This is a genomic window from Pontibacter pudoricolor, from assembly GCF_010092985.1.
Lineage (GTDB): Bacteria > Bacteroidota > Bacteroidia > Cytophagales > Hymenobacteraceae > Pontibacter > Pontibacter pudoricolor.
In genome coordinates this window covers 1760294-1785668 of record NZ_CP048106.1, presented here as the reverse complement: position 1 = coordinate 1785668, position 25375 = coordinate 1760294, and the positions used below count along the sequence as shown (strand labels likewise).

The 25375-nt window shown below is 44.1% G+C and carries 23 protein-coding genes; 2 read left to right on the top strand and 21 right to left on the bottom strand.

The features are described 5' to 3' along the window. Nucleotides 1–12: 12 nt before the first annotated feature. Nucleotides 13–996 (bottom strand): pyruvate dehydrogenase complex E1 component subunit beta, encoded by a 984-nt coding sequence (locus GSQ66_RS07650; RefSeq protein WP_162426923.1) that lies wholly within the window; start codon nucleotides 994–996, stop codon nucleotides 13–15. Nucleotides 997–1079: 83 nt separating this feature from the next. Next, a complete protein-coding gene (locus tag GSQ66_RS07645; RefSeq protein ID WP_162426922.1) occupies nucleotides 1080–2855 on the bottom strand; it encodes a tetratricopeptide repeat protein in 1776 nt (591 codons plus the stop codon). A 133-nt stretch (nucleotides 2856–2988) separates the two neighbouring features. Between GSQ66_RS07645 and GSQ66_RS07640 the strand changes: the two genes are divergently transcribed. Further along, on the top strand, nucleotides 2989–3207 hold the full coding sequence (locus GSQ66_RS07640; RefSeq protein WP_162426921.1) for a PspC domain-containing protein: 219 nt from the start codon (nucleotides 2989–2991) through the stop codon (nucleotides 3205–3207). Here GSQ66_RS07640 and GSQ66_RS07635 read toward each other — a convergent pair. From GSQ66_RS07635 to hisS, 5 genes are all read right to left on the bottom strand, one after another. Then, nucleotides 3202–4224: a glycosyltransferase family 2 protein gene (locus tag GSQ66_RS07635; protein ID WP_162426920.1), complete on the bottom strand. Its 1023-nt coding sequence runs from the start codon at nucleotides 4222–4224 to the stop codon at nucleotides 3202–3204. The two genes, GSQ66_RS07640 and GSQ66_RS07635, sit on opposite strands and share 6 nt — an antisense overlap. Next, nucleotides 4214–4549, bottom strand: coding sequence for a YbaB/EbfC family nucleoid-associated protein (locus tag GSQ66_RS07630; RefSeq protein WP_162426919.1), 336 nt, complete (start codon nucleotides 4547–4549; stop codon nucleotides 4214–4216). The genes GSQ66_RS07635 and GSQ66_RS07630 overlap by 11 nt, the downstream gene beginning before the upstream one ends. A gap of 140 nt (nucleotides 4550–4689) precedes the next feature. Further along, complete coding sequence (locus GSQ66_RS07625) at nucleotides 4690–6603, bottom strand: gliding motility-associated C-terminal domain-containing protein (protein WP_162426918.1); 1914 nt, start codon at nucleotides 6601–6603, stop codon at nucleotides 4690–4692. Between the two features lie 156 nt (nucleotides 6604–6759). After that, entirely contained in the window at nucleotides 6760–8250 is a 1491-nt protein-coding gene (gene hutH / locus GSQ66_RS07620) for a histidine ammonia-lyase (protein WP_162426917.1), read from the bottom strand. Between the two features lies 1 nt (nucleotide 8251). After that, nucleotides 8252–9655, bottom strand: coding sequence for a histidine--tRNA ligase (hisS, locus tag GSQ66_RS07615; RefSeq protein ID WP_162426916.1), 1404 nt, complete (start codon nucleotides 9653–9655; stop codon nucleotides 8252–8254). Between the two features lie 316 nt (nucleotides 9656–9971). Between hisS and GSQ66_RS07610 the strand changes: the two genes are divergently transcribed. Continuing rightward, a complete protein-coding gene (locus GSQ66_RS07610) occupies nucleotides 9972–11465 on the top strand; it encodes a sugar transferase (RefSeq protein ID WP_162426915.1) in 1494 nt (497 codons plus the stop codon). Between the two features lie 54 nt (nucleotides 11466–11519). Here the strand turns inward: GSQ66_RS07610 and GSQ66_RS07605 are convergent, their stop codons facing one another. The 14 genes from GSQ66_RS07605 to GSQ66_RS07545 form a co-directional block, all read right to left on the bottom strand. Beyond that, nucleotides 11520–12746, bottom strand: coding sequence for an O-antigen ligase family protein (locus GSQ66_RS07605; protein ID WP_162426914.1), 1227 nt, complete (start codon nucleotides 12744–12746; stop codon nucleotides 11520–11522). 74 nt (nucleotides 12747–12820) lie between these two features. Next, complete coding sequence (locus GSQ66_RS18785) at nucleotides 12821–13102, bottom strand: glycosyltransferase family 2 protein (protein WP_238395861.1); 282 nt, start codon at nucleotides 13100–13102, stop codon at nucleotides 12821–12823. 53 nt (nucleotides 13103–13155) lie between these two features. Further along, nucleotides 13156–13659 (bottom strand): glycosyltransferase, encoded by a 504-nt coding sequence (locus tag GSQ66_RS18780; protein ID WP_202923420.1) that lies wholly within the window; start codon nucleotides 13657–13659, stop codon nucleotides 13156–13158. A 78-nt stretch (nucleotides 13660–13737) separates the two neighbouring features. Continuing rightward, nucleotides 13738–14703 carry a glycosyltransferase family 4 protein gene (locus GSQ66_RS07595; RefSeq protein ID WP_162426913.1) on the bottom strand — a complete coding sequence of 322 codons (966 nt, stop codon included), beginning with the start codon at nucleotides 14701–14703 and terminating at the stop codon, nucleotides 13738–13740. Then, on the bottom strand, nucleotides 14666–15592 hold the full coding sequence (locus tag GSQ66_RS07590) for an O-antigen ligase family protein (protein WP_162426912.1): 927 nt from the start codon (nucleotides 15590–15592) through the stop codon (nucleotides 14666–14668). The genes GSQ66_RS07595 and GSQ66_RS07590 overlap by 38 nt, the downstream gene beginning before the upstream one ends. A gap of 300 nt (nucleotides 15593–15892) precedes the next feature. Then, nucleotides 15893–16735, bottom strand: coding sequence for a glycosyltransferase family 2 protein (locus GSQ66_RS07585; protein WP_162426911.1), 843 nt, complete (start codon nucleotides 16733–16735; stop codon nucleotides 15893–15895). Between the two features lie 136 nt (nucleotides 16736–16871). Next, on the bottom strand, nucleotides 16872–17876 hold the full coding sequence (locus GSQ66_RS07580) for a glycosyltransferase family 4 protein (protein ID WP_162426910.1): 1005 nt from the start codon (nucleotides 17874–17876) through the stop codon (nucleotides 16872–16874). Next, on the bottom strand, nucleotides 17873–19105 hold the full coding sequence (locus tag GSQ66_RS07575) for a glycosyltransferase family protein (RefSeq protein ID WP_162426909.1): 1233 nt from the start codon (nucleotides 19103–19105) through the stop codon (nucleotides 17873–17875). The genes GSQ66_RS07580 and GSQ66_RS07575 overlap by 4 nt, the downstream gene beginning before the upstream one ends. A gap of 71 nt (nucleotides 19106–19176) precedes the next feature. After that, nucleotides 19177–20403, bottom strand: coding sequence for an MATE family efflux transporter (locus tag GSQ66_RS07570; RefSeq protein WP_162426908.1), 1227 nt, complete (start codon nucleotides 20401–20403; stop codon nucleotides 19177–19179). A gap of 307 nt (nucleotides 20404–20710) precedes the next feature. Further along, nucleotides 20711–22270: a carbon-nitrogen hydrolase family protein gene (locus GSQ66_RS07565; RefSeq protein ID WP_162426907.1), complete on the bottom strand. Its 1560-nt coding sequence runs from the start codon at nucleotides 22268–22270 to the stop codon at nucleotides 20711–20713. Between the two features lie 161 nt (nucleotides 22271–22431). Beyond that, nucleotides 22432–23088, bottom strand: a complete 657-nt coding sequence (locus tag GSQ66_RS07560) for a CoA transferase subunit B (RefSeq protein WP_162426906.1) — start codon at nucleotides 23086–23088, stop codon at nucleotides 22432–22434. 11 nt (nucleotides 23089–23099) lie between these two features. Continuing rightward, on the bottom strand, nucleotides 23100–23798 hold the full coding sequence (locus GSQ66_RS07555) for a CoA transferase subunit A (protein WP_162426905.1): 699 nt from the start codon (nucleotides 23796–23798) through the stop codon (nucleotides 23100–23102). 746 nt (nucleotides 23799–24544) lie between these two features. Next, nucleotides 24545–25087: an ISAs1 family transposase gene (locus GSQ66_RS07550; RefSeq protein WP_162426904.1), complete on the bottom strand. Its 543-nt coding sequence runs from the start codon at nucleotides 25085–25087 to the stop codon at nucleotides 24545–24547. Continuing rightward, entirely contained in the window at nucleotides 25056–25373 is a 318-nt protein-coding gene (locus GSQ66_RS07545; protein WP_162426903.1) for a hypothetical protein, read from the bottom strand. The genes GSQ66_RS07550 and GSQ66_RS07545 overlap by 32 nt, the downstream gene beginning before the upstream one ends. Nucleotides 25374–25375 lie beyond the last annotated feature (2 nt).

Sequence of the window (25375 nt, the reverse complement as noted above, 5' to 3'; positions counted from 1 at the left end):
GTTTAAAGCTGATTATGCTTTAGAATACATTACTTGTTTAACAGCTTCAATAGTACGTGCTACGTTTGGCAAAGATGCCTCGATAAGCGTAGGCGCATACGGAAGCGGAACATCGCGGCAGGTAACACGCTTAACCGGAGCATCCATGTAATCAAAGGCGTTGCTCTGTACGTGGTAAGCTAGCTCAGAAGAGATAGATGCCAGCGGCCATGCTTCTTCTACTACCACCATGCGGTTCGTCTTTTTAACAGACTCGATCAGGGTTTTATAGTCGATAGGGCGAACTGTGCGCAGGTCAATTACTTCCGCATTTACACCATCTTTGGCCAGTTCTTCAGCAGCAGCAAGGGCTACTTTCATCATCTTACCAAAAGAAACTATAGTTACATCAGTGCCTTCGCGCTTGATATCAGCAACACCGATCGGAATCAGGTATTCTTCTTCAGGAACTTCGCCTTTGTCGCCGTACATCTGCTCAGACTCCATAAAAATAACAGGGTCGTTATCGCGGATGGCAGACTTCATCAGGCCTTTTGCATCGTAAGGGTTAGATGGCACAACCACCTTTAAACCTGGCGTGTTGGCATACCAGTTCTCGAAGTTCTGCGAGTGCTGCGACGACAACATACCGGCGCTACCAGTAGGGCCACGGAAAACGATAGGGCAGGAGTACTGGCCACCTGACATCGACATCATTTTAGCCGCTGAGTTTATCACCTGGTCAATGGCAACCAGCGAGAAGTTGAATGTCATGAATTCGATGATCGGGCGTAACCCGTTCATGGATGCACCTACACCGATACCGGCAAAACCAAGCTCAGCAATCGGGGTATCTATTACACGCTCCGGACCAAATTCGTCCAGCATGCCTTGACTAACTTTGTAAGCACCGTTATATTCTGCAACTTCTTCACCCATCAGAAACACGCTCTTATCGCGGCGCATTTCTTCCGACATGGCTTCGCGCAGGGCTTCTCTAAACTGTATACTTCGCATATCAGATGTTTTATTCTCGTTCAGGTGGTAAAATTAAGATAACTCTTTCAATTTACAAGGCAAGCTCCGGCATTTATACTGTGTTATAGTTTAAACGCATCTTTATAAGCCTGTTCCGCACGGTAAGCATCAAATTCCATATCTTCAATGGCCTTTAAGGTAAAGGAGTTATCCGCTCTCATAGATTGGCGCAGGTGCGTGGTGAGCATGGGCTCGTTTTTGGTTCGGGCAGCAATTACAGCTAAACTATAGTTTGCCAGTGCATCGTTTGGTTGCAGTTCCAGTGCCCTGTTGTAAAATTCCTGTGCGCCTTCATAGTTCTCTTTTAGCAGGTAGCTCAGGCCCAGGTTCATTTGTGTCTGGTAACCATTACCGGAGTATTTCAGGCTTTCAATAGCATCATCAAACTGGCCTATTTCAATTTCCAAGGCAGCTTTATCAGCAAAAATACGTTTCAGTTCTTCCGGGTTGCCGCCCAGTTTAATGGCATAATCATAATACTGCAGTGCTTCCAGTTTGTCGCCGCGCACGTGGTAAGCGCTTGCCAGACTATAGTAAACCGGGGCAGTCGGGTTTCGGAAACCGGCAAAAGTTAAATTATGGATAGCTTTTGCCAGCAATGCCTGTCTGGCTTTTATGCGATATTCTTTGCGGGCCATTTCAACATACACTTTGCCCAGGTTATGGTAAGCCGGCCATTTATTAGTGGTTTTTATTGCCGCTTCATAAATCTGTTTTTTCTCGGCTAAAAGAGGAGTTAAGGTAGCGGCATGCTGTAGTTCCTGTTCGGTCAGGGCATCGGCCGGCGCTTTCTCATCGGATATTTTCTTTGCCAGTAGGTACAGTTCGTAATCTGATTTTTTATCGCGGCTATAGTTTATAGTTACTTCTGCAAAGCGCAGGGCAGGGTATACGTATAGTTGCAGATACTCATTGGCTTGTGTTTTCTGCAGCGCCGCATCCTTTTCCTGATCAGATAAATTGCTGCTGGCTATAGTTGCTACTTCCTGAATAACGGCTTTTGGTAAGGCAGATGCTTTGATTTTAGTCACCAACTGCTCCCAGGTGCTTTTTAGCGGAAGTGTTTTTATAGTTACTTTCTTGTTGTTATAGTTAAGTGCATCCAGTTTAGCGCGGTAATAACTTTCCATCGCTTCCAGGCGTTTCTGAGCCATCTCTTTCGTTTCGTCCGGCGACTGCGATGCGGTTATAGTTACGGCCTGGGTAGCGACATTATCCATGATGTATTGGTCCAGCACAGACAGGTTAGAGCCCAGGTGGCTGCGCAGCCTGGCGTTATTCTCTTCAAAATAAAACGTTAACAGCGCAGGTTTATCAGCTTCGTTGGCGTAAGAGTCAGGAATGAACAGGATCTCGTTGTTGCGCACGATCAGCAGGGGAGTGGTGATCAGGCCGGTTGCGATCTGTTTAGCGTCGCTGTACTTTACATCTTCTGTTTCTTTCTCTATGGCCATGCCCTGCACAAACAGTTTGCCTTTGTTCTTTTTAGGAGCGTAAGGAAAAGAAAACTGACGGGTTATAGTTGGCCAGCCGTTCTCGTACAAAAACTCGCCAAACTCGAAGTTTATAGCCCCGATCTGTTCGCGCTGCTGCTCACCATATTCGTAGTACACATCCATTTTGTAGCGGTACCCGTCTTTTATAATGTTGGGCGGCATGGATACTTTCAGCTCAAATTCTACCTGCTGGCCATTGGCAACAAGCGGGGTTGGTTGTACTATAATTTCCTGCTTTTTTGCCAGGCGCACCATTTTGTGCAGGGTGCAGCTGCTGGTAACAAAGGCTATCAGGGCGATGTAAAAGAACAGGGCTGCAGACTTTTTTTTGTAACAGGACATAGCTGGTTATAAAGTTTGTTCGTAGAAGTACATCAAAACCCTCTCTTATACCGTTTAGCTGATATTAAAAGCGACGGCTGATTTTGATGAAAAAAGTTAATACCTTAATTTTATAGACTTAATGGAAATGCTAATGAAACGAATCCAGTATTTTATCGAATCTCAGGCCTTTGGCGTGTGCACGATGCTGGGCGAAAAACTCGGCATAGCCAGCAGTAGCATTCGCCTGTCATTTATTTATGTGTCGTTCCTGACTATGGGCTCGCCGGTACTTATTTACCTGATGCTTGCCTTCTGGATGAACGTACAGAAAAGCCTGCGTCGTGAGCGTAGCACCGTCTGGGATCTATAGTTCCGGTACGATACGCTTCTGGCGTATAAAATACTCCCACACAATACTGCCTTTGTAAACGCCACTCATTCGGGCAAAATTGCCTTTGGGTTGCTGCGCTCTTCTGCGTTTGCGCCAGTAGCTGCTGTTACGCAGCACATCGGCGTGCGCATCCAGCACGGCGCGTGCGTCTGCTGTCTGTCCGGCCATCACCATCCTGAAAGCAGCCAGCCAATCCATTAAAATTCGCAGCACTATAGTTGGTATTAGTTCAGATCCAGGCAAATTTTTGTAAAGCAGTGCCAATCCATTCCGGAAATTCAGGTACGTTTTACGCGGATTTGATTTGTGCAGCGTGCCGCCACCTACATGGTAAACCCGGCTGTTGCCATTATACATGATCTTATAACCCGCATTCTTAGCCCGCCAGCAAAGATCAATCTCTTCCATGTGCGCAAAAAAAGCAGGTTCCAGCCCACCCAGTTCGTGGTATAGTTTAGCGCGCACAAACATACACGCACCGGTAGCCCAGAAAATCTCCTTCACATCGTTATACTGCCCACGGTCTTCTTCCACGGTTTCGAACAGGCGGCCACGGCAAAAGGGGTAACCAAAGGTGTCAATCATTCCGCCGGCGGCTCCGGCATGCTCCAGAAAATCGGGATGCTGCTGTGCATTTATCTTGGGCTGACAGGCAGCTATCGTTTGGTCGGCATCCAGCAAGGCAACTATAGGCTCCACCCAACCCGGCGTAACTTCCACATCCGAGTTCAGCAGCACATAATAATCGGCCTCAACCTGCTGCAGGGCTAAGTTATAGCCTTCGCAAAAACCAAAGTTCTGTGTGTGCCTGATAATACGAACCTGAGGGAAATGCTGCTCCAGGTAAACGGTGGAGTTATCACTAGAGGCATTGTCGGCAACTATAATATCGCAGCCCGGGCTGTTGGCGAGCACCGACGGCAGAAACTGCTGCAGGTAGCGCTGGCCATTCCAGTTAAGAATTACAATAGCTGTACGGCTGGAACTATAAGCCAAAGCTGCCGAGATCTAAGCCTGGAATGTTAGGTAAAAGTCCGGAAGTGTGTTTTTTCATTTCTTCCTGGGCGCGCTCGGTAGCTGTCAGCATAGCATTATTCACGGCGGCCACTACCAGGTCGTTCACCATTTCGCGGTCGTTTACATTTAATATCGATTCGTCGATCTCAATTTTAAGCAGCTTGCGCTGGCCGTTTACGGTAGCTTTTACCAAACCGGCGCCGGCTTCGGCTGATACGGTTATATACTGCAGGTTATCTTGTGCTTCTTTCAGTTTGGCCTGGACTTCTTTCATTTTGCCCATCATGCCCATCATATCAAACATAATCGTGTCGTTTTAAATCTAAATGCTGTTTTTAACTATAACGCAATCGGATACCAAATATACAAGCATATTCTCAGAAAGCAGAAAGAGTAGCAGGATTACTTGGCTGGTTATAAAATTAGCCGGAAAGTGAAAAGTGACTATCGGATAAGCGTTACCGTTCCGGTTCGTCGTTTGGCAGTGCCATCCTGTAGTTTTAGAATCACTTCGTAGGCATAGATTCCTGCAGGCTGCGGTTTGCCGTTAAAAGTGCCGTCCCAACCTGAAGCCCGGTCTTCAGAACTATAGACTACCTGTCCCGAACCACTGATCACGCGGATAGAGAAGCCTTCAAATCGTTTCCCTTTTACTTCGAACAGGTCGTTCAGGCCATCGCCATTGGGTGTGAAACCGCTGGGTACATACAGGGCATATTCCAGTTTTATAGTTTCGGAGTTGGAGTAAGTTACGATACCTGAAGCTGAGGTTGCTTTGATACGGTAACGGAAAACCTGTTCCTGAAGATCGCCAAGCTGATCTGCATAGGAGTTGCCGCTAACCTTAATACTTCTTATCACAACGCCGTTATCATCCAACACTTCTAAAATATAGGTTGTTGCTCCGCTTGTAAAGCCTGTATAGTTGGTCCAGGTAAGTTGAGCTGCTTCGTCAGGGTTTAACTTTGCGGTAAGTATAACCGGACAGCTGGGCGCACTGGCTACTGATGTTTTATCACAGGGGTTGGTATAGGTGGCGCGGTAGCAAACAGGAGTAAGGGTATTCAGTTTATCAACTACGTTTAAATCAGGAGTTGTTGCCAGGTCTTTAAACGCTGCTCCGTTTATACTTCGCTGGTAGGTTGCTGATTTTATACTTTGCCCGCTTGGTAGTTGCAGGGTAATTTCTACTTCGTTTTGCGGGTTAAAACTCGTTAATAATGTAGCCGCTGGCGGAGTGGCGTTAGAGATAACGGTAATGCAGCTTTGTGCTGTAACAGTCGTGGCCTTACCATCGGTGGTTATGCCTTTTATCTCATAGCAATTGTTCTGCCCGCAACTTACATCGGTATCAGTATAAGTCAGGACATTTCCTCCAATCGACTGCAGCAGCGTGCCATTGCGGTACAGGTCGTATTGCTTAAAAAATCCGGTTATACTTTGCCAGCTTATAGTTACCTGCTCGTTTCCGCCGGTTGTAGCAAGTATAATAATAGATGCTTTATTTGAAGTTGGCAAAACGGAACTGCAGGCATCTGTAGCTTCCAGTATAAATTCAGTTTTTACGGTGGTATTGGTGTTTGCTAAAGTATAACTAGTCTGGTTTGGGGCTATAGTTGCGACTGTTTTAAAGCTGGTTTCAGATTCCTGCTTACTTTTTAAAGTATAAGTATAGCCTTGCAGCAGGTTACTGAATGTGAAATCTATAGTTCCGGTTGCAGCATCCTGTTTCTGTATCTTTAGTGTATTAATGACCGGTGAAGTATAAGCTGGCAGATCATTTATAGTTTGAGTGGAGGCAGGAGAGTTACAATAACCGCCAATGTACTTGCCGGTGACCGTAACTGTATGAGGACCATTTTTCTCGTATTTGTGCGTAACAGGGTTTCCGATATTCTGTTTTGTAACAGGTGGACTCAAGGTGCCATCGCCAAAATTTATGCTGTAAAAATCGTACTGCCCGTCTGTGATTTGAAAGCGGAAAGTTTTGTTGGCGCAGGCTGTAACTGTAAAAGTTGGGGTAGGGGTATTCAATACTTCAAACTCTAACTGAAGCGTATCGACCTCTCCTTTCAGATTTGCGAATTGCGAAACAATTACTTTGCCCGGCGTAGCATAAGTATAATATTTCTGAGTAGCCTCTGGTGTATTGAATTCAACCCCATCACGGTCATCATAATCATAGTATTCCTTATCGGCATCTACACCTGCACAATCCCGGAACGTGATACGCTCGCCTACACAGAATTTAGTAACTTCTCTGCCTAACCTGTCATAGGCCTTAAAGCACCTGTTCTGGGCATTTGCAGCAAAGCCGGACAGCAGAAGAACCAAAAACAGGAACAGATTCTTTTTCAAGACAAGTATAGTAGTGGTTGATGTACGAATTTACCTAAAATGAACAAACTATAAAGTATAAAACTGAAACGGCTACACCTTTTGCAAAGTATAGCCGCTCCTTTAAGCATAAAACGTTAGTAATCCTGTTAATCTTTTAATCCAGAAAATCCTGATTCAGACTTTGTAAGTTCTCAGGAAGCCAATGCTCTTCATAATATCATCATGCAGCACGCGGTCAGTCGATACAAACGGAACTACCTCACGGAACGAACTATAAAGATTTTCCAGTACAGGCGATGTTTTAAGTGGTCTTCTGAAATCAATAGCTTGTGCAGCGTGCATCAGTTCTATACCTAACACGCGCTCCACGTTCTGTACCACCTGGTATAGTTTGGTTGCGGCATTCGCACCCATACTTACATGATCTTCCTGCCCGTTTGACGACGGGATCGTATCGATAGAAGCCGGCGTGCAAAATTGTTTATTCTGGCTAACGATGGATGCGGCTGTATACTGTGTGATCATAAAACCGGAGTTCAGTCCAGGCTCGGCCACTAAAAAGTCAGGCAGGCCACGCGTTCCTGAGATCAGCAGGTAACTACGGCGCTCCGAAATACTTCCAAGTTCTGCCATCGCTATCGCCATAAAATCCAGTGCCAGGGCCAAAGGCTGCCCATGGAAGTTACCGCCTGATATGATCTCGTCTTCGTCGGGGAAGATGTTCGGGTTATCGGTAACGGAGTTTATCTCGGTCAGGAAAACATCTTCGGCGTAGCGTAGCGCGTCTTTGCTGGCACCATGCACCTGCGGAATGCAACGGAACGAATACGGGTCCTGCACATGCACTTTGTCCTGAACTATAAGCTCGCTGCCATCCAACAGGTTTCTGAAAGCCTCAGCGGTTTGCAGCTGCCCTTTATGCGGACGAACCTTATGGATCAAATCATTGAACGGTTCAATTCTGCCATCAAATCCATCCAGCGAAAGTGCTCCGATTAAGTCAGCCTGGGCAGATAAACGACGAGCCTGAAGCAGATTATAAACGCCATAAGCGCTCATAAACTGCGTACCGTTCAGCAGGGCCAGTCCTTCTTTTGCTTTTAACGCGATCGGCTCCCAGCTGAACATTTCCAGCACATGCTTGCTTTCCAGTTTGTAACCCTGGTAATGTACTTCACCCAACCCGATCAGTGGCAAACACAGATGCGCCAAGGGAGCAAGATCACCGCTGGCACCCAGCGAGCCTTGCTGGTAAACGATAGGGTAGATGTCGCGGTTATAGAAATCAATAAGCCTTTTAACAGTTTGCACCTGCACACCACTGTGCCCGTACGCCAGCGACTGCACTTTTAAAAGCAACATCAGTTTCACCACTTCCTGCGGTACTTCCTGGCCGGTGCCGCACGCATGCGACATCATCAGGTTGCGCTGCAGCTGCTCCAGGTCGTGGTTCGAGATCTTGTTCTTATAGAGCGAACCGAAGCCGGTGTTGATGCCGTAGATGCTGCGGTCAGTCTGCTTCATTTTATCCTGCAGGTAGTCGTAGCACTTTTGGATGCGCTGCTCGGCATCTGCAGATAAAGCTAAACTATAGTTGCCGGAAATGATTTCCTGTATGCGCTCCAGGCTCAGGTGCTCGCTGGAGATGTGGTGTACGTTGCTCATGTTATGCGATGTCTTTCAGCTGGGCAATAATGTCATCAATGTATAGTTCGTCCTGTTCGCCGGTCTGCATGTCGCGGAGCTTTAATTTGCCGCTTGCCATTTCTTCGGAGCCAACCAGCAGCACGAACGGTATATTTTTCTGATCGGCGTAGCCCATCTGTTTTTTCAGTTTGGCTGCTTCCGGATATAATTCCGACGAAATGCCGGCATCGCGTAGTTTCTGCAGCAACGGCAGCGCGTATAGTTCCGACTCCTTATCGAACTGAACTATAAGTAATTTGGTGCTCAGTTGTGCGCTTACCGGGAACAGGTCCAGCTCTTCCAGCACATCGTAAATGCGGTCTACACCAAACGAGAAGCCCACACCAGACACGCCCGGCAAACCGAACATGCCCGTCAGGTTATCATAACGGCCACCGCCACTGATGCTGCCCATACTCACGTTGTTTACCTTCACTTCGAAAATACAACCGGTATAGTAGGAGAGACCACGGGCCAAAGTTACATCCAGTTGTAAACGCGGGTTACCGGATGGATTTGTTGAAGATAAAGCATTACTGCCAAGGTTATCGAGGTACGACCAAACATCGTTCAAATCCTTCAGGCCACGTTGGCCTTCTTCGGTGTTGCCCAATATAGTTTGCAGTTGCTGCAGCAGTTCCTGGTTGTTGCCTTCCAAACTATAAAGCGGCTCCAGTTTGCCAACCGCATCTTCCGAAATGCCACGCTCCAGCAGCTCTTTACGCACGCCTTCTGCACCGATCTTATCCAGCTTATCAATCGCCACGCAAATGTCGCCTTCCCGGCCTTTTTCACCGATGGCTTCGGCTATTCCTGCCAGCACGCCGCGGTGGTTAATCTTTATCGTGAAATCCGTCAGTCCCAACGTAGTCAGCACTTCGTCGATCATCTGCACAATTTCGGCTTCGCACAGCAGGGAATTTGTACCTACCACGTCAGCGTCGCACTGGTAAAACTCGCGGTAACGGCCTTTCTGCGGACGGTCGGCGCGCCATACCGGCTGTATCTGGTAACGCTTGAACGGAAAGGTGATCTCGTTGCGGTTCATCACCACGAAACGGGCAAATGGCACGGTCAGGTCGTAACGTAGCGCTTTTTCAGAAATCTTACGGATCAGGTGTTTGGAGCCTTGCTCGATATCAGCAGGCGTGGTTTTACCCAAGTAGTCACCGGAGTTCAGAATCTTGAAGATCAGCTGGTCGCCTTCGTCGCCATACTTGCCGGTAAGCACCGAGAGCTGTTCCATGGCCGGGGTTTCGAGGGGCAAGTAGCCGAATTTTTCGAAGGTGCGGCGGATAGTATTGAATATATAGTTACGCTTGGCCACTACAGCAGGGCCGAAATCGCGGGTTCCTTTTGGTAAACTTGGTTTCTCTTTGCTCATGCTAAAAAACTTTGCCGGCGAAGTTACAAAGTTATGCTCATATTAGGCAGTACCCACTTACGTTTTACCTTATTCACTTCCGGATCCCTGAAAAATTAATAATGTAAAATATGATCCGCCTGCCTGTTTTTGGCTAACCAAATTTGGTTGCTGACAACAGGTTGAGAAGCAATAGCGTAATATTTAAGCTTATGGATAGATAAAAATAGATTGATATCGTTTGATTTGATGCAACCATGAATGTAAAAACTGGGTCAGGATTATACAAAGGAATGCTAGTTACTCATATCAATCTGAAACAAACTTATTTAATTACATGAATGCATCTACAACCGTAGCTGATAACAAGATAAACAATACTACAAGCTATACCTTATTTATCAGAATATTAGCACTGCTCACAAACAACAGGAGATCTTTTTCTTTTGAGATAACAGATAGAAAGTATCTGCTTTTTACCGTAGACCTGCTTTTAGTTATAACGGCTGCCTTTACTTATTGCATAGCTGTCTATAACTCTTTTACCCTGGCCATTTTTCTGGGAGAAAAGTTTTCGTGGCTTATCTCAGTTATTTTGTGGTGGAGCCTGGTTTCCTACATCTTTGACCTTTACAATCTGGAGTATATTAACAGGTTTTATACTACTGTTAAATACCTTACCTGTGCTACAACTATAGCTATTATTGGTTACCTGTTCTTCCCATGGTATACCCCTGAGTTGCCGACTTCTAAATACGATATTCTGCTTTTTATTTTCCAGGCGCTGGTATCACTCGTTATATGGCGTTACTTATACTTCAGGTTCTTTAACAGGGCAATTTTTCTAAAACGGGTATTAATTGTTGGTTCCAGTTACTCTACTAAATCGCTTATAGATGTTTTTGTTAACGGAGATATATTCAACTATCATTTAGGATATAAAGTGGTAGGAATTCTTGATACAGATGCCGGGGAAATAGCTTACAAAGGGGTTAGAATCATCCGGGGCACAAGTAATCTGTCAAAATTCTTACAGCGTATGCGAGTAGACGAGATTGTGGTAGATGAGTCGATTCGTAAAAGTGTAAGCAGCAAAGAGTTAATTGATTTAGCCAGCTGCCGGATGCAAGGCATAGAAGTAACGGCATTATGTGATTTTTATGAAGAGCTAACCGGCAGAATACTTGTGCAACAGGATGGAAGTGATTTTTACCTAACCTTCCCATACAATAAAAGTCACTTCCGCAGAGCTTATCATTTGTTCTCCCGGGTAATCGACATTTTGTTTGGGATTGCAGGGATCGTACTATGCTTGCTACTGATACCGGTTATATACCTGGCAAATTGTATCAGTAATCGCGGACCACTTTTTTACAGGCAGGAGCGTGTTGGGTTACATGGCACTGCTTTTACAATTACCAAATTCAGATCGATGGTGGTGGATGCTGAAGCGAACGGTGCTGCCTGGGCACAGGAGAATGATATGCGAATTACACCATTCGGAAGATTCCTGCGCCGGTCAAGGATTGATGAACTGCCACAGGCCTGGAATGTGCTAAAAGGAGAGATGAGCTTGATTGGACCAAGACCAGAAAGGCCCGTATTTGTAGAACAATTAAAAGCTATTATCCCTTTTTATGAAACCCGGCACCTTATGAAGCCCGGTATTACAGGCTGGGCACAGGTTATCTATAAATACAGCTCTACTGCCGAAGACGCACTTACTAAAGTACAATATGACCTGTATTATTTAAAGAACAGGTCTATTTTGATGGATCTAAAAGTTATACTTAAAACCGTAAGTGTAATTATTCGATTTAAAGGTATTTAGAAGTATCACAAACTATAAAGCAGGTTATTTAAAGTAGCTCTCAGATCAGGTTTTTTATTTTAGCTCCTTTGTTTTGCTATCATATTTATAAAAGAAAAGTAATGTATTTAACAAGGCATAGAAAACGATCCCCTTATGCCGTTGTAGCATCGCCTCCGTTAGGTTTGCTACGAAAAAGATCAGCAGGAAATAAGCATATATAATATCCCTGTTCCTAACAGCTAATATGAAGGGAACAACAAACAATGCTATTAAGAGCAACATTGCCGGTATGCCAAGCATAATTGCTGTTTGCAAAAACTGATTATGAGCATTTAAACCAGCTAGTTCCAGGCACTTTCTGGCGTACTCCTCATTTAAAGCTAACTGGGCATCACCGGTTCCTGCACCCGTTAGCGGATTAATCTCTATAAGTGTAACAGAAGATTGCCAGATATACAGCCGCTGATACATGCCTGTACCCGGGTTGCCTGTCTCAAAACCTTTGGTAAACATTTCCAGATCGCTCAGGAAACGATGTTTTATAACAGGAATTTGAGCTACTAAAATAGTGGTTAGAAGTATAAGCACGAATATAAGTGCTACGAGCCTGACTTTATTCAACCTTTTGTAAAAAATAACAACAGGCATGGAAACAAGACACAGGGCATATAACACAATTGCAATCCTGGATGACAGCAAAAATAAAAAGCAGCTAAAGCATAAAAGCAGAAGAACAAGCCCAATTTTCTGCCAATCTAATTGCCCGTAGCTCTGGTAACTTTTACGCAACGTATAGAATAAAAAAATTAAGCAGAAAAGGACATAAATAGAAAAATATGTCGGATGAATTTTAATAGGAACTGTTAATTCTGTATAGGTAATGTAATCCCAGATTGCAGAGATCTGTGTATGTGCTTTTCTGAACTCCAGTGTAGCATCGTGGCCTCCATAAACCGAACCTCCCGGTGGTATTCCTTTACGGAACCTGTAAAAGCCGCCAACCAGGCATACAGTTGCCGCAATTAAACATGCTGTTACAAAAGACCAGATTACTTTTATAGTTATACCTCTGCGCTGTATTGTTGCCGTACCTAATATTAAGGGGAATAGTAGTAAAGAGATCTTCTTTTCTAACTCAAATAATCCGGAAGAAATATCCTTTGTGTAAGTAAGCCCAACCACATGCCAGATAAAAAAGAGACTTAATAAAAGCACATACCCGTTCGAGGAGGCAATTTCCCATTTTCTATGCCACTGGCCTTCAGCAACCCATACCAGCACCAACACCAGCAACAGCATATTGTTGAAGTGGATGGAAAAAGGCAAAGTAAAGGCAATGAGGCAGAGCGTAATGGTATATAAGCGCCTTACATTTACGGGTGAGAGTTGGTACATGAAGTTAATTTGGAAAGTATATTTTGATTAACCTGGTTACGCTCTGGATCGGAAAGCCAGCCCCATTTTGTAAAGTAAACGATGTTGCCATGTAATGCATACCATAAGAGCTTTAAACTTCTGTGCGAACCTTTTGCAAAATGGTGGTAAACTTTCGCCTCAGGGTAATAAACAGTCCTGAATTTCTGGTGCATTCGGCGTGAGAGATCCATATCTTCAGAATACATGAAAATACGTTCATCAAAAAGCCCTACTTCCATTAAAGCACTGGTTCGCAGAAACATGAAACAGCCTGAAAGATAAGGCACATCCATTAATTTATCATACCCTGTAAATCGTAATTCAAATAATTCATTCTGCCGCTCCAGTCTTTTTTGTTCCACTTCATAAACCGCCGCTCAAAAAACTGTAAAGGAGTAGGAAGTAGCTTACATAAATACTGCAATTCACCATCCGGGTATAGTATCTTAGGCATTAGCAAACCCACATCTGTATGCTGATTCATGAACTCATAAATTTTCTCCAGGTTCCCGGGCTCAAAGTATACATCAGGGTTTAGCACGAGATGATAAGGTGCTTTGTTTAATGCCTCGCGCATTGCAATATTATGCCCGGCCCCAAACCCAATATTCTTATTATTAAAGATATAAACAAGGCGTTCATCTACACATAACAAACGTAAGACATCGGTTGGGGAATTATCTACCAGGTATAACTGCACCGGCAACGTGGTATTTAAGAAACTGGTAATAGCTTCCAGTAATACCTGTCGATTATTATTATAGGCAACGATAGATGCCGTTATACTATACTGCATGGGAGAGTAGCTGCTTATAAACTTCTAAATAACGGCTAGCCATTGCCTGTGCCGTAAGGTCTTTCTGATATCTGTGTCTTATATTAGCCGAGAAAGTGGAACTGTTTTTAAGCAAGTTATCCAATTTGTTTTCCAGGTCATTAATATTATCGAGTTCAAAAAAGCAACATCGCGTTCTGAAAAAATTTCTTTAAAAGCAGGTAAGTCTGAACAGATAGTTGGTAACCCAAAAGCTGCAGCCTCAATTAATGCGAGCGGAAAGCCTTCAGAACGGGAGGGCATCGCGTAAACATCAAAATACCTGTAATAATTATCTGCGCCTTTTTTGTAGCCCAGAAACATGCATCTTTCACTTACCTGCAGTTGCTTGGCCAATTGTTCAAGTTTTACTCTAACCTGACCATCGCCGATAATAAGCAGTTTATACCTGTTGTTTCGGTGAATCAGATGCAATAACTGGTCTATACCTTTTCGATGCGTTAACAGGGCAGCCACGCCTATAACTATACTTTGATCTTTGAACGCTTCTATCTGTTCATTTTCTGGAACTGGCTGTTTATCTGTTTGCTCACTTTTAACAAATCTCCCATTGTGTACATAGCAGATTCGCGGGTTCTTATAAAGTTTACGGTAATACGCTTCCATATCCGCTGTTAGTGTTACCAGCAGATCATGTTTACGTAGCAGGATATCCCATACTTTGGTGAAGATAACGGAGATGACTTTATTGTAGCGATACCGAAGGTCGTCTTCCACATAGTTGTGAATTGTACTGATCGTTCTGCCTTTTATACGTTTGCTGTTTAACCATATAAAAGCGTCTGGCCTTAACATATGTGAGTGCACTATATCAAAGCCTGTTAAATCTACTTTTTCCCACATACTTATCCTGCGCGTAGGGCAGTCGAAAGTAATTTCTACTACTGGGTCAAAGTAGAAGACAGTGATAGCTGCCACCTGGTGCAGACTTCGTACAATATCCCGTACTACAAGTATAGGCCCTTGGTTAGCTAACGACGGGAGAATGTATGCTATCTTCAACATATGTCAGTTTTGGAGTAAAAGCAGCCAGCACACCGGCAAGGAAAAAGAAGTGGTATTCTGTAAGGTTGAACAGGAAAATACCAAAAAGCAGGTACGCGACTAACAGCATCCCAAGTTTTCTCTTCTTCAAGTGTTGGTACAGGAGAAAGAAAATACTGCCTAACAGCAAAAAGCCAACTATCCCAAACTCAGCTAAAATATAAATAAACAGGTTATGCGGGTATGGGTTGTATTCACCTCCTGTAAAGTGTCTTGCAAAATTCTGTTCATAGCCGCTAAGACCTTTCCCAAATAAAGGGGACTCCAGCCACAGATTTATACCTATTTTTTGCAGGTTTAGTCTGCCATGCAAGCTCAGGTCTTGTGTTAGGGTAAGGCGGTTTATAAAGAGTTCCTGCATGTTGAACAGGTAAACTAACGCAACAGTAAGCAGGAGCGTACCCAGCACCATTAGAATATACTTTGGACTGAATAACTTGGTCCCGATGAAGTAAAAAAGGAGTATGGTATTTACAACCATGCCACTCCTGGATAAAAAAATCAGGGTAAGCAACCAAAGCAGAAATAGAAACCTGCCATCAAAAAATCTCCAGGACAGCACCATGAGCAGCGACATAGTGAATGCCACCATGTTTTTCTCAGAGTATAGAAAGCTTGCTTTGAGCGCAGCATAAATTACCCAAATACTGTTCTCAAACTGCATGTTTCGTTCCAGGTTCACAAAGTATAAAACGAACGAATAGAGCGTATCAAGTAAAATACAGGTAATAGCGAAATAGAAAAAGAACCTGATAAAATGAAGTTGGAGATCTTCGCTTAACTTTTTGATAAGGATATAAGCCAGCACTCCCATTAAAGCTGATTTTAATAACCGGGTAAAGTATTTCACAAACAGTAGTTTATCCGGGACGATAAAAACACTGGGTATAAGGTATAAAAGGAATAAAGCTATTAATCCGGGCAAGAGATAATTATTGAGCCTGAGGGTAATAAAATCTCGTTTATAAACCAGCAGTATGATCGTAAAAAGTATGGCAACATCTGAAATTCCCACTCCATAAAATTTAGGAGATTTTAGAAAGATGGCACCTATACTCAATAGCAAAAGTGCAAGGTAGTATATGTTGTTTTTAGCTGGTATGATTGTTTTCATAGTTGGTGCGAGCATATTGTATAGGAGCTGAATAGTTTAGGCTTTTTTCATCGGTGAAAAATAACTCCTATACAGGCGGTTGATAAATGAAAGCGGAGTGTTGGCTAATGTTTCTGAAACGCTGCGACGAACTACCTGCCAGGTATAAAACAGATAGTTTTTATGCTTATTACCTAACAGTTCGTTTTTTGCCCTGTATACTTCCCTGTAACAATTGATCCAGTTACCGGAAAAACCACCGGAGCGCATATTTGCTATTGTTTTGTCTACTTCTATAAAAGGTACAGATGCCAAGTATAGGCGCAATAGCAAGTGGTAGTCCATAGCAAGTTTATAGTTGGTGCTAAATGTGCCATATTGCTCATAAAGCGATTTTGAGACAAATACAGTCGGATGATTAATAGTCATTTCTTTGGGCAGGAGCTTTTGGTTTGGCTTAAAAAATAAACCTTTGCTGCCATCTTCGTTCCAATATTGCATATTGCCATGCACTACGCTACCCGGAGTATAAGCCGACATTATTGAAGAAAGCGCATGTGGTTCGTACCAGTCATCCGCATTCAAAAAGCCAATCACTTCACCGGTTGCCAACGAAATCCCTTTATTAAAGGCATCGCTTATACCTTTGTCCTTCTCACTTATCCAGTAAGCTATACTTTCATCATATTTCCCGATAATCTCCAGAGTGCCATCAGTAGAGTTACCGTCTACTATAATGTACTCCAAGTTAGGATAGTCCTGGTTAAGGACACTCTTAATGGTTCGTTCAATCGATTTTTCGCCGTTATAAACTACTGTTACAACAGATAAAAGCGGAAGCTCATCTTCTTTGATAGCTGAAATGTTTTGTAATCTATAACCTCCTTCTACTTTACCCATGTAAGCGGTGTAATGGTATATTAATTAATAAAAATAAGTTGTTTTCGGATTTTTATACATTCTTCAACTCACAATAATACAAAGTTTACTTAAATTTAGTTAGGGTAAGCGTGGTTCTTCTTTAACAATACAGCTGCTAAAGTGAGTTGTATACAGCTGCATAAGCTTGAGCAACATGTTGGGGCTTAACCTCTTGTAAGAGTTGAGAAGGTACCAAATACTTGCTGCTGCCATTAAGTACCTGATGTAAACCTTTTGCAATAGCGTCTATAGAGCCAGGGTTTACTAACAAAGCATTCTTATAATACTTCTGTCGGGCAAAGGCTTTATCTGATATCAGGAGAGGCTTACGCATAATGGCGGCCTCTAACAATGAAATAGGTTGTTGTTCTATATAGCTTGGCAACGCAAAGGCGGAGCAGGCAGCGTAAGCATCAACCAATACTTCAGATCCGGGTGCCAGTCCTTTTATCCAGGTTATATTTGCATTTTCCTGTACAACTTTTTCCAGTGTTTCTCCATACTTTTCTTCACCTTCCATTATTTTGCCAATAATTACAAGGTTTACACCTGCCTTAACTGCTGCAAGAGCCAGATTGAGCTGGTTTTTCCGGGAGCATACATTACCTGACGTGAGTATAAAATCAGATACCTGGTAATGTTGAGTAAACAAACTGCCTGTATGACCAGCTGTCTTAAAGTACAGATGCTGCACTACATTAGGTATAACCTCCAGTTTTGAAGCGGGTACGCCAAAGTGGCGTATGCAAACATCTGCCTGAAGTTCATTTACGACCACTACTTTATCTATAACCTGCAGCATTTCTTTAAACAGGCGTGCCTTGTATACCCCCAGCGAGAGGTAATGCTTCGCTTTCTCAAGTATAGTTTCGTAGTAAGGCAGCAGTGCCGTGAGCACCACTTTCTTCCCGGCTTTCTTCCCCCAGAATACATTTTCATAGTTTGCAACTCCCAGGCCCCAGCAATGCAGCACGTCAAAGCTGCTGTCTCTTTCCCAGACATCTAAAGTTGTTGCATCAATGCCTGATTCCCTGAGTGCTTGTAAGGTGCTTAACATTTGCACTTCGAAACCTCCGAAAGCAAAGCAATGTGGCTGGTAGGGTAAAAACTTTATTTTCATAGTTGTGACTGCATCTGCTCATCAAAAAGTACTCTTTTCACGTTTACTTCGGAAAAATGATCTCTGTAAATGCGGCTATAGTTTTCCTGCAGGGCCTGGTGTGTCTCTGAAGTAGCCAGCTGTTCGATAATTTCCGGCAGAGAGCTTAAGTTTTGTTCATCAACTACATAAGGTACTTGCTGCTCTCTGAAAAACCTGATCACTGAACTGTAACTGGGACCAAGAAATAAAATCGGTCTTTTTAACTGAATGAGTTCTGCCACCTTTTGTGGAAAGGAGGTTTGAACAAGGTCCTGCTTAACGGCTTCAAAAGTATAAGGTACCAGAAAACAGTCAGCTTCGCGATAAGATGGCAACGAGGAGCTTCGTTCAGCAGAGGTACTGTAAACAACAACCGATTTGTCAAATTGCAACGAATCAAACTGTTCGCGCGATGAGTATGTCTGAATGATGAGCTTGTATTGCCTGCTGCCATAACTATTTAGTTCCTGTAACTTATCGGCAAAAAGCTTCAGGGTATCGTTATAGAGCAGGTTAAGACCACCTGTGTAAACAAAGGTAAAAACGTTACTGCCAGTTGGTATTTTCTGTAGGTTAGCGTCTATAGCGGCAAAGCATGGCAGTAACACATCTGCAGTTATAATATGCCGTTGCTTGTACACTTGTCTCAAACCTTCACTGATCACTATTACCCTGTCCGCGCTTTTTAAAACAGGCTGAGTGAACTTGCTGGTTAAGTAGCGTTCCAGTTTGTTTGTGCTCAGCTCGTTTATCTTTTCAAAGTCATCCACAATATATAACCACACAGGGTTGGGGATAAATTTTTTTAACAAGGCTGCGAAGACCAGCGGCTTGGCAGATGCGCCTACACTTACCAACACAGGTGAAGCCGGTTGCTGCCTGGCCAGTTTAATGATTGCAGGCAAATACAGGAGAAAGTTAAGCAGCCTGACAGGAAACATGGCACTTGTAAAAAAACGGATTTTAGTTGCTTTGTGCAGCTTGTTATCACAGAGAAGTACTTCCCAGTGAGCATCATCTACAATATCCGAACGGGTTATAGTTGTGGACGGAGTGAAAGTTACAACAGTAGGCCTATACTTCTTCAGCCCGGAAAGCATGTTGTAAAGAAGCACAGACAAACCATGCCCTTTCTTTTTCAGCGGAGGGTCTTCTGAAAAAAATATTATACTACTAGTAGTTGTTGATGTAGGAATCTTTTTATCCAAAAGAGCACAGTTATCACCAGTTTTGCATAGCCAACACAGCACGTATTTTGAAAACGGCTAAATTGGCATTCTTACTTTAAAAATACTCCGGATGCCCGTTCGCGGATGATTAGCCAGAATTGTATTGGCATTAAAATGCTGGCAGGCAAGATACAAATAATATTAGCGATTAGTATTCCGTTTAATCCCCAGCCAAAAACTTTAACAAAGAGGTAAGCAAGCGGCACAACAAAGCATGCAGCAAACAGATAAGTATAAACTTGCAGTCTGATTTTACCAATACCGTTTATCAGGTATACAAATACGTTGTTCCATGCTAATACTCCTACATAAACAGCCATAAGCATTGTAACCGAATAAGGGATAGTTACTTTATTGCTCAGCCAGATTTTGTAAATAACAGGAGAGAGTAATACCATAACCGTCAGCAAAACTGCCATAAGAAACCATACGACTATAAGGTTACGAATTGACTTCCGGAACCAACTATAGTCCTTTGTAGTATAAGCTTCTGTTGCCGCTGACCAATACGGATTTAGAATAATAACCGATACCATTGTAACGATGGCCATGTACTTAAAAGGGATGTTAAAGATTGTAACATCTTCTGCGCCTAATAATGCGGCAATAACAAAGTTGTTGCTTGAGAAAAGTATAATAGTAGCTGCCTGCAGTAGAAAAAAATTGCCACCAAGTGTTAGTAAATCTTTTGCATAACTGAAGTCGACATACTTCAACGTGGGTCTATAAAGCTTATAATCTTTTCTGAAATACCAAAGATTAGCCAATAAAGGAACAGCCATAATAATAAAACTTAAAGCCGCACCTGCCCAGAAAAGAGAATTCTGAGTAAACTGTTTCAGCAAATAGACAGCTAACAGAGAAAGCGCACTTACAATCAGGTCCAGAAACCCTATTGCACTAACTTTTTGCTCTGCTGCCAGTAATGCAAAAATCAGACTGGCTACCAGCCTGATGGAGAAAAATATAAGCACAACCAATAACAGGTCCTGAACTTCAGTGGTCAGCTCAAATGACAGGCCTGGCAATAACTGCCAGCGATGCACGTAATAAATGCTGACAGCAAGTAAAATAAGTGTAGTAGCAATTGCACCAACTATGGTATAAGTCGTACTCGTGAAAATACTGCCTGCACGCACATCTTTATTAAGTAAAGCTATAGCAAATTTATTTCGCAGGCCATGGCTTAAACCCACATCAAAAAAAGTGATCCACTGTAGTATAGCGCTCAAAGTAAGCCAGATACCATATTTAACCGGGGAGAGGTAACTCAGCATGAGTGGCACAAGCAAAAGCCCGACAATAACTCCGGCCCCCTGTAAATAAATGAGAGGATGATGTTTTTATACGCCCTCCAGGTTAGCTCATCCTGATCAGTGAAGAACTTGTTTTTGGTTACTCTGATAATATGATCGAGGCTTGCTTTCAAAAGTTTTAAGAAGTGGGATTAAGGATGCAAAAATAGGAATTACCAGCATTAAAATGCAGTTCTTATAGTTTGTACCTGCGTTTATTACCTCTAAAAAAATATAGTGCCAACGGCACAAACTGCTGTTGGCACTATATTTTAAGGAACTATAGTTGTTAATCTTCTTTACGAGTTACCCAGCTCAGGTTATACAGATCCTTCCTGCGATCCTTCAGGTTACGAACACTACCTGCGGTGTTCAGGTCTTTCAGCAGGTTCAGGTCAAGGTCAGCGATCAACGTCATCTCCGTATTGGGTGTGGCTTCGGCAATTACAGCATCATGCGGAAAAGCGAAGTCGGAAGGGGAGAAGACAGCCGATTGCGAGTACTGGATATCCATGTTTTCTACTTTCGGTAAGTTACCAACGCTGCCGGTTATAGCTACATAACATTCGTTCTCGATGGCTCGGGCCTGGGAGCAGAGACGAACCCGCAGGTACGCGTTCTTGGTGTCTGTCCAGAACGGCACGAACAGAATTTTCATATCCATATCAGAGAGCATACGCGCCAGCTCCGGGAACTCCACATCGTAACAGATCAGGATACCGATCTTGCCGATATCGGTGTCAAATATCTTGAGTTTGTGCCCACCGCGCATACCCCAGTAATGCGACTCATCCGGGGTTACATGCAGCTTGTACTGTTTATCATACGTACCATCACGTCGGCAAAGGTAGCTTACGTTGTATAGTTTGTTGTCGTAGTACTCGGGCATACTACCGGCAATAATATTGATGTTGTACGACAGCGCCAGGTGTATCATCCGCTCACGAATCTCATCGGTATATTCAGCCATACTTCTGATCGCTTCCGATGGCGAATCCTCTTTAGTAAGGGCCATCAGCGGCGCGTTAAAGAACTCCGGGAATACCACTATATCAGATTTGTATGAGCTCACCGTGTCCACGAAGAACTCGATCTGCTGCATCATATCGTCCAGCGATTTTACCGAACGCATCTGCCACTGTACAATTCCAATCCGAACTATAGATTTTGTACCGCCTATCAGTTTTTCCTTCTCTTCGAAGTACACGTTTACCCATTCCAGCAAGGTAGCATACGCGCGCGAATCGGTATCATCTGGCAGGTAGTTCTTCATGATCTTACGCACATGGAACTCGTTGCTCAGCTGGAACGAAAGCACCGGATCCGAAAGCTCCTTGTTGCGTACCATTTCAATGTACTTGGCAGGCGTAAGCTTGTTGGCGTAATCTTTATAACCTGGTATACGGCCACCGGCAATAATGCCGCGCAGGTTCAGGTTCTCGCACATCTCTTTGCGTGCATCGTAAAGACGACGTCCAAGACGCAGGTTGCGGTATTCAGGGTGCACAAACACATCAATGCCATACAGGGTGTCGCCTTCCGGGTCATGCGACTTAAAAGTGCCGCGGTCTACAATCTGTTCATAAGTGTGCTTGTCGCCATATTGGGCATAATCAACAATAAGGCTGAGCGCGCCGGCTACTACTTTGCCTTTGTCTTCAATACAGATCTGTCCTTCCGGAAACTTCTTGAGCAGGTTAGAGAATTCTTTCCTGGTCCAGGCGCCATCAATGTTACGGTAAACCGTATCCATTATCTCTTTTACTTCATTATAGTCTTTGAGCTGGAGCTGGCGCAGTAATAATTTGTGTTCTGTATGTTCAGTACTTTCTTCGTTCTTATCGCTCATGGGTTAATTTTGTCTCTTTTATGCTACAGGTATACGTGCACGCACTATAGTTTCGATACATAGGCAGGTAATCCTGAATAAATGCACGTATGTTGCCAAATATAAAAAAGAAAGCGCAGCTATCGAAGCCGCGCTTTCTTTAAACTATAAATCCTGCAATGCTATAGTTGTACCTCCGGTATCTCGCCTTCAACTATAAGCGTGCCTTCTGTTGCTTTCTGAATGTCTTCTACAGTTACGCCGGGCGCTCTTTCCAGCAGTTTAAAGCCTTTGTCAGTAACTTCCAGTACGGCAAGATCCGTTACGATCTTCTTCACGCATTTAAGGCCGGTAATGGGCAGTGTACATTCTTTTAAAAGCTTGGACGAACCGTCGCGGGCAGTGTGCTGCATGGCAACTATAATATTTTTGGCTGACGCCACTAAGTCCATAGCGCCACCCATGCCTTTTACCATTTTGCCCGGAATCTTCCAATTGGCAATGTCGCCATCTTCGGATACCTCCATCGCACCCAATATCGTTAAGTCCACGTGCTCGCCGCGTATCATACCAAAGCTGTCTGCAGAACTGAAGATAGATGAGCCCGGCAATGTGGTTATCGTTTGTTTACCTGCATTTATCAGGTCGGCATCTACTTTGTCTTCGGTAGGGAAGGGGCCCATGCCCAGTAAACCATTCTCTGACTGCAATACCACTTCTATGCCATGCGGAATATAGTTTGCTACCAGCGTCGGGATACCGATGCCCAGGTTCACATACATGCCGTTCTTAACTTCCTGTGCGATTCGTTTCGCTATCTGATTTTTATCTAAAGCCATGTTATTCTGATTTAAGCCTGTCTAACCGTTCTCTGTTCGATGCGTTTCTCGTACTTCTCGCCCTGGAAAATGCGCTGTACAAATATGCCCGGCGTGTGAATCATATTCGGGTCCAGTTCGCCGGCTGGTACCAGTTCTTCCACTTCAGCAACGGTTATCTTTCCGGCTGTGGCCATCATTGGGTTAAAGTTGCGGGCAGTACCTTTATAGATCAGGTTTCCGGCTGTGTCGCCTTTCCAGGCTTTTACAAACGCAAAGTCTGCTTTCAGCCAGGTTTCCATCAGGTACATCTTGCCGTTAAACTCACGACTCTCCTTGCCTTCGCCCACTTCAGTTCCATAACCAGCTGGCGTAAAAAAGGCAGGTATACCGGCCCCTCCGGCACGAATACGCTCTGCCAGGGTTCCCTGTGGATTCAGTTCTACTTCAAGTTCACCGGATAGTAACTGGCGCTCAAACTCGGCATTTTCGCCGACATAGCTGGCGATCATTTTCTTTACCTGGCGCTTTTGCAGCAGCAGGCCTATCCCAAAATCATCAACGCCGGCATTGTTCGAGATGCAGGTAAGGTCTTTTACGCCTATTCGCAGCAGTTCCTGTATGCAGTTTTCAGGGATACCGCACAATCCGAAGCCGCCAAGCATTAGTGTCATGCCATCCTGAACACCCTGTAATGCTTCCTGGACGTTTTTAACAGTTTTATTGATCATAGTTATTTAAAGTGCTGAGGTTCCCGGCCAACCTATAGTTTACCCGGAACGCTGTTTTCGAATTTAGTTCTATACGTAGGTAAGTTATATATAATAAAAGCCATATGAAAATTCGGTCTTTGTTTTTAAGGTGAAATGGATTTTGAAAGGGGTGAACTGGGGAATTTGTTTAAATCAGGGTTGTGGCAAGGATTAGACCAGGCAGTGTGCGTAGGTCCTGTTAGTCTCTGGGCTTAACTACTTTATATTTTCATCCCGAGTGCTGGCCGAAGGATCTTATATGTCCTCAAGTTTTCTTATTGTCAATTCGAACAGTGTGAGAAATCTATTTTAGCTTATAGTTGAGACGTACATTCTATAATTGGTTATAGTTGCAACTCAAACCAAGCCTTTCTTTCAAATCCCCTCTCTTCCTAGGAGCTCTACAAACCTTTTGTTTCAATCTAGCTTTGGTGCCCTCACGGCCGGGAGGCCCCGTCTTCGGGCATCGCGCGGCGCGAACCTCTTTTGCTCGTTCCTCGCAATGCCTGACGGCACCAGACATTCACAAGGTGCTCAACCCAAAGACTGCGATCTTTCTCATAGCTGTAGTTTAGCTATAGTTTATACCGGTAAACTCCGATAATTATCGTGGTGGTAGTTTCGAGGGGACAGGTAAACCTGTCCTGCTACTGGACCATAACTATAGAACTATAGTTTGGAAATTGGTAAAGGCTGAAGTGTCCCCTCTCGAGAGCAGGGTCGTTTCATTCTAGGAGTTCTAGTATTTTTGATGGCTTGTTAGTAACCATTCTTATAGTCTGTAATACTGGCAAGGTGGATTTAGCTAATGCTCTGATGGCAAAGCCCCGGATCAGGGACAACACGGCTGGCCCATTGCCTTTCTTTGCTTTGTTTTTGTCTTCTGCCAGCAGTGCATCCTTGACCCAGTGCAGCTTGTTTTCAATGGCCCAGTGTCCCTGGATGCCTGCTGCAAACCCGCTTGCCTGCCCTTGCAGATCACTGATATAATAACTCACTTTCCTGTAGGCTACCTTTCCCCGACTACCGACTTTGAGGAATGTGTTGAGCGCGGGCCAGTTGGCAGCCGCCTCTTCTAAGGCTTTATATACTTCCACCTGCCTGTGTTTGCTGCGCCCTTTGTGTCGCTTGCTGCTTTGGCTCACATCTTCAGCAGGACAGGCACAGGTAAGGTGTAACTGCTCCAGCAGGCGGCGCTGATTGGCCTTTACTTTTATTACATAATGGCACTTACGGTCAATAATGCTTTGCAGCGTTTTTTTGGGCATGCATCGCATCGGCTGTGAAGATCACTCCCTCTAATGCGCTGTCTGCTATAAGTTCCTGGGCCAGATGGATCTCACTCTTTTGCTTGTTATGGAAACTGCCCGCAGCCAGCACTGCTTGTTGCTGGCCAAAAAACAGGCTTACCACACTCACAAAGTCCTGGTTACGCTCACTGTAGGCCTTCACTGTTCCTTTCAGGGCCTTGCCATCCACCTGCACCCATGCCTTGTGCCCCATAGCAGGGCTGCGCCAGCGGCAAAGCGCCAGGGAGAGTTCACTGACCGACAAGC